The organism is Brevibacillus sp. NRS-1366, assembly GCF_050467985.1.
The window spans coordinates 169,191-183,076 of the sequence record NZ_JBITPN010000051.1 but is presented as its reverse complement, the minus strand read 5'-3'; the positions used below and the strand labels follow the sequence as shown (position 1 = coordinate 183,076).

Genomic DNA, 13,886 nt, shown 5'->3' with positions numbered 1-13,886 from the left:
ATACCATGGCAGAAGAACAGACAGAGAGCTATCTGTACAAGCTGGAAGCAGTACTTGAGGAAGGCAGGCTGTTGACTGTAGTCGTGATTGCCAAATCAGACGAGCGAGCATTTTCTACGGCCGAAAACAATATTTTGCGTCATACGGTAGCACCACCGCGAATCAAGGAGCTCAGTCTTGTTGAAAAGAAACCACTTGGACGCCAAGGCGTTGGCTATGTGCTGGAAACCTCTCATTTTAGCTAATGGTCTCGTTTTCTATCTACCCGTAAAGACTGCAACCACGAGGAGTGATCAGGATGAAAACAGGCAGTGTCTTGTTTGTAGGAGCAGGACCCGGTGACCCCAAGCTGCTTACGATCCGTGGAAAGGAAGCACTTGAGCACGCGGATGTCGTCATTTATGACCGACTTGCCAATCCACTCTTGCTCGGCCACGTCAAAAACGATGCCAAGCTGATTTACTGCGGTAAGGAAGCGGATCGCCACACACTGCCACAGGACCAGATCAACCTCCTATTGATTGAGGAAGCCCAGAAGGGGAAAACCGTGGTTCGTCTGAAAGGAGGTGACCCCAGCATGTTCGGGCGGGTGGGAGAAGAAGCCCAAATGTGCTTGTCTCACGGCATCCCGTTTGAGATCGTGCCAGGGGTTACCTCTGGCATGGCCGCCCCGCTCTACGCTGGAATCCCTCTAACCCATCGGGAGTACAATTCCTCGGTGGCGTTTGTTACGGGTCATCTTTGCGACAAAAATGCGGAGAAGGAGCCTGATTGGGCAGCCCTCTCCTCGGTAGAAACATTGGTTATTTACATGGGTGTGAAAAATTTGCCGCGAATCAGGGAGAGACTCCTCGCGCACGGCAAAGCAAAAGAAACGCCTGTTGCGCTGGTACGTTGGGGAACGTTGGGCGAACAAAAAACGCTGGTTGGCAAGCTGGATACAATTGACCAGGATGTGGCTCAGGCAAGGTTCGCGGCGCCAGCGATTATTATCGTCGGCGAAGTGGTTCGATTACGTGAATCGCTAAACTGGTACGAGTCCCGCCCCCTTTTTGGCAAAAGAATCGCTGTTGCCGCCAAAACTACAGAAGGAAGAGAAGCAGACCTCGCCACGAGACTGGAAAAGTTGGGGGCAGAGGTAGTGCCCATCCCCCTCATGGAGACTGTGGTGTCGACATCGGCAGCAGGTACCGGGATTCCTGCAGATTTTTCTTCTTATCAATGGCTCGTATTTGACGATGAAAGACAAGTTTCTTTTTTCTTCCAAGAGCTACGTCTGCGGCGTTTTGATCTTCGGCAGATAAAAAGCAAGCTGGCAGCACGAGGGCGGCTGGCGGCGGAGGCATTGGAAAAAAGGGGGCTGTACCCAAATCTGGTGCTGGACGAATTGCTGACAACCTCCACTGTACATCTGCACCTTTCATTGGGAAAAGGGGACCGCATCCTTCACTTGAGCGCTGGCAAGAGCATGGTGGTTCTGCACGCGCAAGGGACTGTGACCCATACCGTTCAAGCGGGTACTGTAGAGTGGAATCATGCGCATCCAACGACTGAATGGATATCAGAGCGTCCAATTGACTGGCTTGCAACCGATGACAGCTATGCCCTGCCCGCATTGGCAGCATTTGCAGGAGTAGAGTGGCAAACAAAGCCGATTATGTGCGTCGGTACCGATACAGAAGGGAAGGCGAGAGAGATGGGATGGCGTATCGTAACGAACCTCCTCTCTACCCAAGAACCGGAAAAAATTTTAAGTCTATAGATTTGCAAGACAGGAGGTAGTGCTGTTCGTGGATTGGAGTTATGTCGCGATCGCCATTGCATTGTTTTTCGCCATGAATATCGGAGCGAGCGGGACAGCCGCATCTATGGGCGCAGCATATGGTAGCGGAGCTGTCAAAAACAAACGTATAGCCATGCTTTTAGTAGCGATAGCGGCTCTCTTGGGGGCAGTCTTGGGCGGTCAAGAGGTCGTCAAGACGATCAGCGGCGGTATTATTCCAGCCAGCCTGATGAGTGTCGAGGCCGTCGTGATCGTCCTAGCCTCCGCCACGTTCACCTTGTTTGGAGCGAATCTACTTGGGATTCCGCTGTCGACGAGCGAGGTAACAGTCGGTTCGATCGTGGGAGTGGGACTTGCCTATCAATCGTTGTACGTGGGGCATCTGCTCATCATTATCTCTTTTTGGATTCTCGTACCAGCGGCAGCCTTTGTCGGGGCTTATTACTCAGGAAAGCTGATTGATCGCTTACAAGGGCGTTGGCCCCACCTGCAAAAGCCCGGTTCAAAAGGGGAGAGGTGGCTGTCCATTTTGCTGGTCGGTTGTGGTGTCTATGAAGCTTTTTCAGCAGGGATGAACAATGTTGCCAATGCCGTAGGTCCGATAGTTGGCGCTGGGCTGATGACGAGTCAATCCGGTGTATGGCTGGGCGGTATAGCAGTAGCCGCTGGATGCCTGCTTTTGGGCGGGAAGGTACTGGAAACGAACGGGAAAAAAATTACCTCGCTTTCCCTGCTTCAAGGAAGTGCCGTCTCTCTCACAGGGGGGACACTGGTGATTGTAGCCTCGCTGTTCGGAATTCCCGTTCCACTGACACAAGCAACGACCTGCGCGATTCTCGGTGTAGGAACCGCGGAAAAAGGCTTCGCTCTTTGGCAAAAAGGGATTATTAAACAGATCGTCATGGTTTGGATTGTTTCCCCTGTGTCATCGCTGGTCGTTTCGTTTGCTTTTGTACATCTGTTTCTGCGTTCAGATTTGTATACGCTGGTGGTCCTCGTCAGTGTTTTTGTCGCAACGCTTGGATTTGTCGTGCTGATTCGGCTGATACGCAGGGAGAATAGTTCGATCAATGATCAAGGAGGAGGCATATGAACAGTCTGAATTTTTCGTCGGCGACGCCTGAACGTCTCACCGCTATTAACAAAGATTTGGCCAAAGGTGACACCCTTGAAGTAATCAAATGGGCGTATGAGAACTTTTCTGATGAGTTGATCTATTCTTGCAGCTTTGGTGCGGAAGCCATGGTGCTCCTGGATATGATCAGCGATGTGAAAAAGGATGCCCGCGTCACTTTTTTGGATACCCATCTTCATTTTCCTGAAACGTATACCTTGATCGAAAAGATTCGGGCGAAATACCCTGATTTGCATTTGACGATCAAAGAGCCAACCCTTTCGCTTGATGAGCAGGCGGCAGCCCATGGGGAAGAGCTGTGGAAAAGTCAGCCAGACCTGTGCTGCCAAATTCGCAAGGTCGACCCGATGGAAAGCGTGCTGAAAGGAGCCGTCGCCTGGATGTCGGGGCTTCGCCGGGAACAGTCTGCGACGAGAGCGGATGTGCAGTTCGTCAATCGCGATGAGAAGTTTCAGTCGCTTAAAATCTGCCCGCTCATTCATTGGAAAGCGGAAGAGGTGTGGCAGTATATCCGCATTTTTGAATTGCCGTACAATGCCCTCCATGACCTGAGCTACCCCAGTATTGGCTGCGCGCCTTGCACCCGGCCTGTAAAAGAGGGAGAGGATGAGCGGGCCGGTCGCTGGTCGCATCTGGGCAAGACGGAATGTGGTCTTCATCTGGCAAAATGACCGCATGAGGAAAATAACAAGGCAAGGGATGAGGAGTGAGTGCAAGTGAGTGGAAGTAAGCCGGACAAAGGTACACTGGTGAACCGCTTTGATCCAGAGGCAAATCTGTCTCTGGCTGCCAAAGATGTGGAAATAGACGCTTTTGCCCTGTCTGACCTGGAGCTGATTGCGATCGGAGGGTATAGCCCCATCAGCGGATTTTTAGATCGGAACAATTACAACTCCGTGGTGGAAGAGATGAGGCTGCTTGACGGAAGCGTCTGGAGTATTCCGATTACGCTCCCCGTTTCCGAGGCTGTGGCAGAAGGGCTGCAAATTGGCGAGCAGGTACGCTTGACCCACCAAGGAAGCGTCTATGGTTTGCTGGAGGTCGCTGATATTTATACCCCTGATAAGCTGCGTGAAGCTCGGCTCGTTTATGGAACCGATGACGAGAACCACCCGGGTGTAAAAAAGCTTCTGGAGCGCCCGGCGGTTTATCTCGGCGGGAGCATTACACTGGTGAAGCGTACGGATAAGGGCGAGTTTGCCAGCCACTACTACGACCCTCTCGAAACAAGAGCGTTGTTTGCGGAAAAGGGCTGGAAAACTATTGTAGGCTTTCAGACGCGCAATCCCGTTCATCGCGCGCATGAGTACATTCAGAAAGCAGCACTGGAAATCGTAGACGGACTGTTTCTCAATCCACTTGTCGGGGAAACAAAAGCGGACGATATTCCTGCAGACGTACGCATGGAAAGCTATCAGGTGCTGCTGCAAAAATACTATCCGGCCAGCCGTGTACAGCTCGCTGTTTTCCCTGCTGCGATGCGCTATGCGGGCCCGCGTGAAGCCATCTTTCACGCACTGGTGAGAAAAAATTACGGCTGCACGCATTTTATTGTCGGCCGAGATCATGCAGGTGTCGGAAACTACTATGGTACATATGACGCCCAGCATATTTTCCATAGCTTTACCCCTGAAGAGCTTGGGATCACTCCGCTATTCTTTGAAAACAGCTTTTACTGCCGTTCCTGCGGAAATATGGCCTCTACGAAAACATGTCCCCATGGAGCCGAGCATCATGTTGCTTTGTCTGGTACCAAGGTGAGGGAGATGTTAGCGAGAGGGGAAGCACCGCCTTCAGAGTTCAGTCGTCCCGAGGTAGCGCGGGTTCTGATCGAGGGATTGCGTCCACTTTCCGTTTGATAGGCACAAGAGAGAGGGATTGAGACGATGAGTAGAGATAGCGCAGCCCACATCGTGTGGCATCCGACCACGGTCACAAAAAAGGATCGCCTGGAGCGAGCGGGGCACAAGAGTTGCATTCTCTGGTTTACGGGATTGTCAGGTGCAGGCAAGTCGACCTTGGCCAACGCAGTCGAGTATGAGCTCCATCAGCGGGGCTTGGCAAGCTATGTCTTGGACGGGGATAATATCCGGCATGGATTGAACCGGGGATTGGGATTTGGGCCAGATGATCGAAAAGAAAATATCCGTCGAATTGGTGAAGTAGCCAAGCTGTTTGTGGATGCAGGTGTCATCACACTAACGGCGTTTATCTCTCCGTACCGAGAGGACAGGGAGCTCGCCCGAGGACTCGTTGCAGCAGGCGAGTTTATCGAGGTATATGTGAAATGCCCGCTGTCAGAATGCGAACGGCGTGATGTAAAAGGCTTGTATCAAAAGGCGAGAAACGGGGAAATCCCTCAATTTACGGGAATCTCTTCTCCATATGAGGAACCTGACGCAGCAGAACTCGTTATCGAGAGCGATGCTCAGACGATCCGGGAGTCTGTCCAGACAGTACTTGTGTATCTGGAACAAAAAGGGATTATTTGATCGTTACATGACAATGGCTATGATAGGGGTTAGAAACTTATAAACCTTTATCAGTCAAAGAAAAAGCACGACGCTTAGATGCGCCGTGCTCTTTTCTTTTTTTAATTAAGGGGCTACGACTTCTGCCGCTGCTTCTTCGTCATACTCTGCCCATTCAGCTTCCAGTTCTTTTTGCCATTTGTGTTGCTCCAGCATGCTTTGTGCGAATGGACGCATGAAGCCTTTATCGCTAAAGCTGTTGATCGCTTTTTCGTCAGCGTACAGTTGCTCAACAGTTACACCAGCATCTTTTGCAGGAATAGTAAATTTGGTTGCTTTGCCAAAGTTAAACGCGTATTGATCCGCTTCCAATCCAACTGTCAAAGGTTGCTTCATTTCTTTCGTTTGGAATGTTACGTTCAAAGAACTCTTTTGATGTACAGGCATTTTCGCACTGTCTACGTAGAAGTCGAGATTCCAGGCCAGGTTGTGGAAGCCTTCCTTTTTCATTTCTTCTACGATTTTTTCAGGAGTGTATACTTTACCTGTTTCATCCAGCCATTCTTTTGCGGATTTCAGACCTTCTGCGACAGTTGCTTCTGCGAGTGCACGCTTTTCTGCTTCTGTCGTTTTACCCATTTCCGGATACATTTCTTCTGTAAAGGTATTGGTCAGAACGATCATGTCGATCGCGAATGTTTTCACATCTTGGCTTGCAACAGCATCATTTGCAGTGAAGAAGAACATTTTTACGAGTTCTTTTGCGTCGATCTTGATGGCTACATGCGTCGCATCCACTTTTTCACCGTTTGGCAAGGTTACTTTGGTGGCGCCCAGGTTTTTCGCATCAGCCAGTTTGTAGCCATATTTGCTCACGTATTTTTTGATGAAGTTCAACGTGAGGTCGTTCATTTTATCTTGAAATTCCTTCAGCTTGGCAGGGTTTACGCCCTCAGCACCGCTAACGTCGCTGAAAGGATTGGATGCCGCCGCGTCGATCACCAAATATTTGGAGTCCAATGGAGATTTTGCATATACTTTATTGTCTCTGACCAACAGCTCTACGGAAGCTTTTTTATCGCCAGTCCAAAGCTTGTTGTCACGCAGCAATTTGTCGTCGTTTACTTCCAATTGAATTTTTGCGTTATTCAGGTCCAGCTGAGAGCCTTTGGCTGTTACGCCAGCTTTTAATGCCGCCAGCAAAGCCTGTCCTTCTTTGTCCGCCTCTGTTTCTCCGAGTGCTGCTGGCAGTTTATCAACGTCGCCTGTCAGCTTCAAGGTTCCTTCAAAATCGTAGTTTGGTTTATCTATGGATGCTACGATCGAATCACGCACCAAAGATGCTTCACTGGTACAACCAGTCAGTACCAGCATACCCGCGAGCAGCAAGGCACTTCCCTTTTTCCACATGTAGTGTTCCTCCCCTATGTACTATTTGTTTTTGTTTCCATATTGTAGTACGTAAAAAATGGTAAAAGGTTGCGCAAATACGGAAAAAAATCACCAATCCGGGAAAATACAGCTCGTTTTCGTGGTAAGATGAGAGGGAAAAGATGGTTAGAAAGAAAGGGCGTTGTACCATGTGGTTGTGGCTTCAAAAGCTGATGAGTTATTTTCAGGGTGAAGCAGAACAAAGAGTGGAGGATGAAGTTCGTTCTCCGGTCAATCCAGCTCCCCGTCAGCTCAAGGCGAAAACAAAAAGCATATACCCAAAAGAGCGGGCAAGCGATCGGGAAATGGAAGATTTTAGATCGAGTAAGGAACGGCAATTCCGCTTTCCTGTCGTTCCAGATGAGTATCCGCTACAAAGGCGCAAAGATAGGGAAAAAAATGTGGATGGCAAAATGATGCCACGACAGCAGGCTCCCCTCCAACAGGAGAAAAGCGTAGATACCCGTGAAAAGGCACGCAGCACCCGAGAAGTCCGTGAAAACCATGAAAGCATACTGGTTCCCAAAGTTGAGCAAAAAATAGAGAAGCAGCCTCCCGTCCGTGCCGAAAATAGGGAGCAGGCGTGGCGCAAACCGGAAAGACAAAGTGAAAAAGCAGTTCGCAGTCCACAGCAGGCAGATGATAAGCGGTCATATCAACCGTCTGAAATTATCTCACCGGTTTATGGGAAAATCACCCCTGCTACTCGCGAGGCGGAGCACCGCATACATACGACATCGGGAATCGTATATCCCCGCTTGGAGCAAGAAGAGCAGTTGAATCAATTAAAGCAATGGGAAAAAGAAATCAGCGAGCGCTATTTCCCAGAAGAGGGCGCAGAGGAGGACTTTACCCATACGGAAAAAGAAATCAAGGTTCACCGCGAGGATGCGTGGGATGAAGTCCAGCTTGCATCGCAGGAAGCAGCTTTGTCGGGAACGGTGGAGCTGGCTCGTTCAACTGTTGCCGAGGGCAGACTGGAAGAAGAAAGTGAAGCAAGTGCCCGTGCAGGTTCGGTTGAGTATGTGGAAGTAGCGGCCGGGGCCAATACGGAGGCTGTGCTGGAGATAGAAGAAGCCGAAGCAGAAGTGCCGGTAGAGTCAGCTGTAGAGGTAGACGAAGCCGAAGCGGTAGAACATGCAGAATCTGCATTGGAAGCAGAAGAAGCCGAAGCGGTAGCTCACACAGAGCCTGTTTTAGAGGTTGAAGAAGCCGAAGAGGTAGAACATACAGAGTCAGCTTTGGAGGTAGAAGAAGCCGAAGCGGTAGAGCAAGCAGAGTCAGCTGTAGAGCTAGAAGAAGCCGAAACGTTAGAACAAACAAAGTATGCATTGGAGGCAGAAAAAGCTGAAGCGGTAGCGGTAGCTCACACAGAGCCTGTTTTAGAGGTAGAAGAAATCGAAGCGGTAGAACAAACAGAATCTGCTTTGGAGGTAGAAGAAGCCGAAGCAGTACCTCATATAGAATCAGCTGTAGAGGCAGAAGAAACCAGAGCGGCAGCTCAACACGAGTCTTCGGTAAAAGTAGAAGAAACGGAAACGGTGATCGCGCCACCGTATGCCTCGGCAGTCAGCCGATTGCTGGAACGAGCCGAGCTTGACCGGCAGGACGAAAAAAATACATCACCGGTTCTGGAAGCTAAACCAACAACAGACCAAGCAGCAGGCCAAGCAACAGAACAAGCAGCAGAGACACCACCAGCAATCATAGAGCCACCTTATGTGAAGCCGCAGCTCGAACTTCTCAATCCGAGCCCGCCTGTCAGTGATGACGATGATGAGCATACCCAAATCCAAAAGCTGTTGCTGGAAGAAACGCTGTCCAATTTCAATGTAAGTGCGCACGTCGTCGGGATTGTAAAAGGACCGTCCGTTACGCGATTTGAGCTGCAACCCGCTCCAGGGGTCAAAGTCAACAAAATCACGAGCCTGGTAGATGACATCAAGCTGAATTTGGCTGCAAAAGATATCCGGATCGAGGCACCTATTCCAGGTCGCAACGCCATCGGGATTGAGGTGCCGAATCTCGCCAGTCAGCCTGTCATGATTGAAAAGATTATCGGATCCGAAAAATTCCAGGAGCATAGTTCTCCGCTGGCTGTTGCACTTGGGATGGACATCGGTGGAGAGCCGATTATCGCAGATATTAAGAAAATGCCGCACGGATTGATCGCGGGCTCGACCGGTTCAGGGAAAAGCGTCTGCATCAATTCGATCATTGTCAGCCTGCTGTACAAAGCAACACCTGAACAAGTGAGACTGCTTTTGATTGACCCGAAAATGGTTGAATTGGCTCCGTACAACCACTTGCCCCATCTGGTGACACCTGTCGTGACGGAAGCGAAGCAGGCGACTGCTGCCCTCAAATGGTGTGTCGAGGAGATGGAAAAACGGTACGCACTCTTTGTGGATGCTGGCGTGCGGGATATCGACCGTTATAACCAAACGACAGATGATGCACTGCCGTTCATTGTCATTGTGATTGACGAGCTAGCTGATCTCATGATGGTTTCTCCGCAAGATGTGGAAGATTGCATCATTCGTATTGCCCAAAAGGCACGCGCTTGCGGCATCCACTTGTTATTGGCTACCCAGCGTCCGTCCGTTGACGTCATTACAGGTAATATCAAAGCAAACGTTCCGACCCGTTTGGCATTTGCGGTATTCTCCCAGGTAGACTCTCGCACAATCCTAGACCAATCAGGGGCTGAGCGATTGTTGGGCCGAGGAGACATGCTTTTCCTCGAAAGCGGAACAACGCCGGTTCGTCTGCAAGGTAACTTTGTCTCGGACGACGAAATCGAACGAATTACGCAGATGATTAAAAAGCAGCGAAAGCCTAAGTATTTCTTCAGCAAGGAAGATTTGGAACAGCAGGTGCAATCCTTTGATGCAGGCGATGACCCGCTCTATTTGGAGGCACTCGTATTCGTTGCCGAGCAAGGTCACGCATCAGCATCCGGGCTGCAGCGCCGCTTCCGTGTAGGGTACAACCGGGCAGCTCGTTTGATCGAGATGATGGAATCAGACGGTTACGTTGCAGGACAGAGCGGTGGAAAGGCACGTGCGGTCTTGATCTCTCTCGAAGATGCACAAGCGGTAGTGGAAGGGTCGACGTTACTGTAGACAAATAACAAGAGGGTCTTGCACATGTTGCAAGGCCCTTTTTTCTGGAAGATACCCCTGCCTATTTTAAATATTATGACGAATGAGTTGCCAAAATATTCGGTAAGATAGTATTCTATAGGGTAGATTGAGTAGTTAGCAGAAGGGAACGATGATAATGAATCCGTTAGCCAAGAAGTATCAGGAAATTGATGACAAAATCGTATTGTTCAATGAAGAATACTATTTGAGCGTGGAGAAATTCGATATCACGTCATTGCCTTTGGAAGAGAAGGAAACGCTATTTAACCACCTGTATGATTTTGACAGTAAGGATATGGAACTGGAAATTGATGTGTCTGAGGAAGAAAAAGGAATATGGTATTTGCAACTCCTTGTGCCACACGTCCTTACTCTGCCTGATGCGGCAAAAAAGCGTATTGAAAAAGGTGTTGAACAGCTTGCTACGCATCTTGCTAATCAAATGGATAACCTTGCGAAAAAGCGCTTGCAGGGAGAGGAAATCTATGAGTATGTGAAGCGTTACAATCCTGAATTGGAGAGAACTGCCTGATCGTAGGCTCCTCTCCCAAGAAACAGCCGCCCAATCCAAAGAGAGGGAGGCTGTTTTTTTTCACCCATGGTGCACGGGATTAGTGTTGTCCAATTGTTCTTTTAAGAGTGTCTCGATTCGCTTGCGTTCTTCCGGTGTGACTATGTAGTAATACACGCCGTTCATTAACCGATTGGACCCTTTGATCTCCAACACTTGTAAATGTTGCGTGGTTGGTTTGTAATGAAGGGCAAGATCCTTCAATTCGTCAAAAGTCATGTTTGTTTTCACACTGGTTGCAATATTATCAAAGATGCTCTTGATGTTCGTCAACACCTCGGGTTCTTCTCCTTTGTTAATCAATGAGCGGACGACCTGCCGCTGCCTTTCATTTCTGCCTAGGTCACCACGGGGGTCATCGTACCTCATCCGACTGTAGGCAAGTGCCTCTTCCCCGTTCAGAAGCAAGGAGCCTTTCGCAAATGAATGCTCTTCATAGTGGAAGGCTGCTTGGTTCTCTACTTGAACGCCTCCCAAAATATCAATTACTTTCACAAATTCCCTCATGTTCACTTTCACGTAATAATCAATAGGGATCTGTAGAAAAGATTCTACTGTTTTGACGGACATCTCGACTCCGCCGAATGCATAGGCATGGTTAATTTTGTCCATGGTTCCTCTACCAATTAATTCGGTCCGCGTATCACGGGGAATGCTGAATAGTAGAGTAGAGTTTTTTTCAGGATTGATGGTCAATATGATAATCGTGTCAGATCTCCCTTTGTCTCCAGGAGTTTCATCCACTCCCAGTATGAGCAGGGAAAAGGGGTCTTTCTTTTGGGTCGATATCTTTATCTCACGCAACTCCGATTTCTCCAATCTTGTCGCTCGTATAGGCTCGTATGTTTGCTCGATGACAACCTTCACTGAATGATAGAGATACCAGGCATAACCACCCGCCGCCAGGCATATGGCGAGCAGAGTAATGAGCACCCATTTTACCCAAAGCTTCATTTTGTTTTCTCCTCGTTCTTGAAGTAAGCCTGCTTGAGATTACAGGTATGATCCTGAGGGACAAATAATGCGTTCTGATTACTTGTGAATATTCACCTTTTTATGAGACGATCCTCAGTCATACTGGGAGAGGGTTGGCCATATGGTTTTTATTAGGATTTTATTTAGCAATGTGAACATAAACTTGACGACAGATAAGGGGTATCGCCGCTATGGAAACGTTGGATATTTCTGCAATCGGTCGGGTCCTCAGGAAGCGAGCTTGGTTGATTGTCGTTTGTGTAATGGTGGCTGTGGCATGTAGCGGTTATGTAAGTTATTACGTTTTGGTTCCTGAATATGAAGCTACAGCTACCATCGTTGTTCAGAGCAGTGGAACTGCCAGTTTGGAGTCGCTTTACAACGATGTCCGTGCTAACCAGGAACTAATCAAAACGTATGGAGCCATTATCAAAAGCCGGAAAATAGCCGAAGATGTACAAGCACAGCTGCAATTACCGTTGACGACCGAGCAACTGCTGAAAAAGGTGATTGTTCGGGACACCAACGAGTCGCTCGTCACTGCAATCAGCGTAGTGGACCCTGATCAAGAGAAAGCGGTTTTGATTGCAAACAGTTTTGCAAAGGCGTTCCAATCCAATTTGAATTCCATCATGAAGGTGGACAATGTCTCCATTCTGGACGAAGCGCGTCCCGTGGAGTCACCGAGCCCCATCCGTCCAAAGCCTTATATCAACATGGGCATTGCCTTTATTGTTGCGATGCTAGGCAGTGTCGGAATCGTATTTTTCCTGGAGTTTCTCGACAAGAGTCTGCAGTCGGAAGAGCAGGTAGAACAGCTCCTCAACCTTCCTGTGCTGGGAGTGATAACGACTATCGACTATAGAAAGACAAAACCACAAGAGAGAACGGAAAGGAGTGTCCAGTTTGAGGGACAAGAAAACGGTTAGCAAGCTGATTTGCTATAGCAATCCACGGTCGCAGGTTGCCGAGGCGTATCGGACACTTCGAACGAATATTCATTTTTCCGCATCCAATCTGAAAACAATGATTGTTACCAGTGCAGAGCCAGGGGAAGGCAAGACAACGACAATAAGTAATTTAGCGATTGTGTTCGCGCAATCTGGGAAGAAGGTTCTCCTGTTGGACGGTGATTTGCGAAAGCCTTCTGTACATCGTGTGTTTCGACTATCCAATACAACCGGACTCTCCGATTTACTCCTTGGACAGATTGATGATGTTGCAGAGGTCATTCAACGGATAGATGAAATTGGGATTGATATCATCCCGGCCGGAAAGAATCCGGATACCCCGACAGAACTGATTAGTTCACCCCGAATGAGGGAAGTGCTTGTTTGGTTGACCATGAGGTACGACTTGGTTTTGATTGATACGCCACCGCTGCTGCCTGTCACTGATAGTCAGGTGTTTTCGTCTTTTGTGGACGGAGTGCTTTTGATTATTCGAAGTGGAAAAGCAAGACGGGAACATGCAAAAAAAGCAAAGTCGCTGCTCGACCATGTGGGAGCGAAAGTGATCGGTGTCGTTTTGAACGACAAGAAGAGGGGCAGGGAAGATAAGGCCTACTATGAATACACGGAAAAAGAATGAGGGACGGACATGGTGGATATTCACTGTCACATTCTTCCAGGAATAGATGATGGAGCGAAAACGTCAGAGGAAGCGGTTGAAATGGCGAGAATCGCCGTCAGTGATGGAATCACCGACATCATCGCCACTCCTCATACCTACGATGGACTTTATTCGCAGCGGACCGAAAATGTTTTGAAGTCTGTACAAGATCTTCAACAAGCTTTGGGGCGGGAAAAAATTCCTGTCCGTATTCATCCAGGCTCCGAGGTACACGTTCATTCAGAACTAATAGACCACTTGTATTCCGGACAAATTCTTACCCTGGGAAATGGGATGAAGCACGTGTTGTTGGAATTTCCTTCTGTTCATTTCCCTCTATTTTCCAAAAGGGTAGTCAGACAACTTCTGGATCGTGGAATCACTCCCGTCATTGCGCATCCTGAAAGAATAGAGGTGTTTCGTCTCAATCCCTCGTTGCTCCGAGAATGGATAGAGCAAGGAGCCATTGGGCAGGTGACGGCTGGTAGTCTGTTGGGGCTTTTTGGACGTACCGCACGAGGGTGCGCCATTGACTTCGTGCAGCAACATCTGGTACACGTGATTGCCAGTGACAGTCATCATGTGAGGTCCCGTAGGCCAGAATTGTCCCAGGCGTATAAAGCTCTCGCGACAATTATTCCTGAAGAGGAAGTGGAAATGTTTCGGTACAATGCGCAAGCCATTTTACACGGGAAAGCCTTGCAAATCCTTACTCCGCTAACCAAGAGCAAGCAGAAGCGCTGGATTTTCTTTTAATGAAAGG

At 48.9% G+C, this 13,886-nt stretch carries 13 protein-coding genes; 11 read left to right on the top strand and 2 right to left on the bottom strand.

Translation table 11 applies throughout. From position 1 onward, the window contains the following. The first annotated feature begins 5 nt into the window (after positions 1-5). The 6 genes from ACIFQN_RS30020 to cysC are packed head-to-tail and all read left to right on the top strand — an operon-like array spanning position 6 to position 5,410. A complete protein-coding gene (locus ACIFQN_RS30020; protein WP_429836713.1) occupies positions 6-245 on the top strand; it encodes a DUF3906 family protein in 240 nt (79 codons plus the stop codon). 53 nt (positions 246-298) lie between these two features. Further along, positions 299-1,762: a uroporphyrinogen-III C-methyltransferase gene (gene cobA, locus ACIFQN_RS30015; protein WP_429836712.1), complete on the top strand. Its 1,464-nt coding sequence runs from the start codon at positions 299-301 to the stop codon at positions 1,760-1,762. Between the two features lie 28 nt (positions 1,763-1,790). Continuing rightward, positions 1,791-2,876 (top strand): inorganic phosphate transporter, encoded by a 1,086-nt coding sequence (locus tag ACIFQN_RS30010; RefSeq protein ID WP_429836711.1) that lies wholly within the window; start codon positions 1,791-1,793, stop codon positions 2,874-2,876. Further along, positions 2,873-3,589, top strand: coding sequence for a phosphoadenylyl-sulfate reductase (locus tag ACIFQN_RS30005; protein WP_429836710.1), 717 nt, complete (start codon positions 2,873-2,875; stop codon positions 3,587-3,589). The genes ACIFQN_RS30010 and ACIFQN_RS30005 overlap by 4 nt, the downstream gene beginning before the upstream one ends. A gap of 45 nt (positions 3,590-3,634) precedes the next feature. Further along, on the top strand, positions 3,635-4,777 hold the full coding sequence (gene sat, locus ACIFQN_RS30000) for a sulfate adenylyltransferase (protein ID WP_429836709.1): 1,143 nt from the start codon (positions 3,635-3,637) through the stop codon (positions 4,775-4,777). 27 nt (positions 4,778-4,804) lie between these two features. Further along, positions 4,805-5,410 carry an adenylyl-sulfate kinase gene (gene cysC / locus ACIFQN_RS29995; protein WP_429836708.1) on the top strand — a complete coding sequence of 202 codons (606 nt, stop codon included), beginning with the start codon at positions 4,805-4,807 and terminating at the stop codon, positions 5,408-5,410. 105 nt (positions 5,411-5,515) lie between these two features. On the opposite strand, the gene ACIFQN_RS29990 is transcribed toward cysC, so the two are convergent. Further along, positions 5,516-6,799, bottom strand: coding sequence for a hypothetical protein (locus ACIFQN_RS29990; RefSeq protein ID WP_429836707.1), 1,284 nt, complete (start codon positions 6,797-6,799; stop codon positions 5,516-5,518). Positions 6,800-6,969: 170 nt separating this feature from the next. Here ACIFQN_RS29990 and ACIFQN_RS29985 point away from each other — a divergent pair, with 170 nt between their 5' ends. Together ACIFQN_RS29985 and ACIFQN_RS29980 are read left to right on the top strand one after the other, a co-directional pair. Then, complete coding sequence (locus ACIFQN_RS29985) at positions 6,970-9,945, top strand: DNA translocase FtsK (RefSeq protein ID WP_429836706.1); 2,976 nt, start codon at positions 6,970-6,972, stop codon at positions 9,943-9,945. A gap of 151 nt (positions 9,946-10,096) precedes the next feature. Further along, entirely contained in the window at positions 10,097-10,498 is a 402-nt protein-coding gene (locus ACIFQN_RS29980) for a hypothetical protein (RefSeq protein WP_429836705.1), read from the top strand. A gap of 60 nt (positions 10,499-10,558) precedes the next feature. Here ACIFQN_RS29980 and ACIFQN_RS29975 read toward each other — a convergent pair whose 3' ends face one another. Continuing rightward, positions 10,559-11,491 (bottom strand): LCP family protein, encoded by a 933-nt coding sequence (locus ACIFQN_RS29975; RefSeq protein WP_429836704.1) that lies wholly within the window; start codon positions 11,489-11,491, stop codon positions 10,559-10,561. Between the two features lie 212 nt (positions 11,492-11,703). On the opposite strand from ACIFQN_RS29975, the gene ACIFQN_RS29970 reads away from it, so the two are divergent. From ACIFQN_RS29970 to ACIFQN_RS29960, 3 genes are read left to right on the top strand one after another with little or no spacing between them, the layout of a single operon-like run. After that, the gene (locus ACIFQN_RS29970; RefSeq protein WP_429836703.1) at positions 11,704-12,441 is read left to right on the top strand and encodes a YveK family protein; all 738 of its coding nucleotides are present in this window, start codon (positions 11,704-11,706) and stop codon (positions 12,439-12,441) included. Continuing rightward, positions 12,410-13,102: a CpsD/CapB family tyrosine-protein kinase gene (locus ACIFQN_RS29965; protein ID WP_429836702.1), complete on the top strand. Its 693-nt coding sequence runs from the start codon at positions 12,410-12,412 to the stop codon at positions 13,100-13,102. The genes ACIFQN_RS29970 and ACIFQN_RS29965 overlap by 32 nt, the downstream gene beginning before the upstream one ends. Positions 13,103-13,111: 9 nt before the next feature. Further along, positions 13,112-13,879, top strand: a complete 768-nt coding sequence (locus tag ACIFQN_RS29960) for a tyrosine-protein phosphatase (protein ID WP_429836701.1) — start codon at positions 13,112-13,114, stop codon at positions 13,877-13,879. Positions 13,880-13,886: the final 7 nt, after the last annotated feature.

Excerpts from the sequence above, each read along its gene's own strand:
- ACIFQN_RS30005 (WP_429836710.1), top strand. The coding sequence starts at position 2,873 with ATGAACAGTCTGAATTTTTCGTCGGCGACGCCTGAACGTCTCACCGCT.
- cysC (WP_429836708.1), top strand. The coding sequence starts at position 4,805 with ATGAGTAGAGATAGCGCAGCCCACATCGTGTGGCATCCGACCACGGTC.
- ACIFQN_RS29975 (WP_429836704.1), bottom strand. The coding sequence starts at position 11,491 with ATGAAGCTTTGGGTAAAATGGGTGCTCATTACTCTGCTCGCCATATGC.
- ACIFQN_RS29980 (WP_429836705.1), top strand. The coding sequence starts at position 10,097 with ATGATAATGAATCCGTTAGCCAAGAAGTATCAGGAAATTGATGACAAA.
- cobA (WP_429836712.1), top strand. The coding sequence starts at position 299 with ATGAAAACAGGCAGTGTCTTGTTTGTAGGAGCAGGACCCGGTGACCCC.
- ACIFQN_RS30020 (WP_429836713.1), top strand. The coding sequence starts at position 6 with ATGGCAGAAGAACAGACAGAGAGCTATCTGTACAAGCTGGAAGCAGTA.
- ACIFQN_RS29960 (WP_429836701.1), top strand. The coding sequence starts at position 13,112 with ATGGTGGATATTCACTGTCACATTCTTCCAGGAATAGATGATGGAGCG.
- ACIFQN_RS29970 (WP_429836703.1), top strand. The coding sequence starts at position 11,704 with ATGGAAACGTTGGATATTTCTGCAATCGGTCGGGTCCTCAGGAAGCGA.
- ACIFQN_RS29985 (WP_429836706.1), top strand. The coding sequence starts at position 6,970 with ATGTGGTTGTGGCTTCAAAAGCTGATGAGTTATTTTCAGGGTGAAGCA.
- ACIFQN_RS29990 (WP_429836707.1), bottom strand. The coding sequence starts at position 6,799 with ATGTGGAAAAAGGGAAGTGCCTTGCTGCTCGCGGGTATGCTGGTACTG.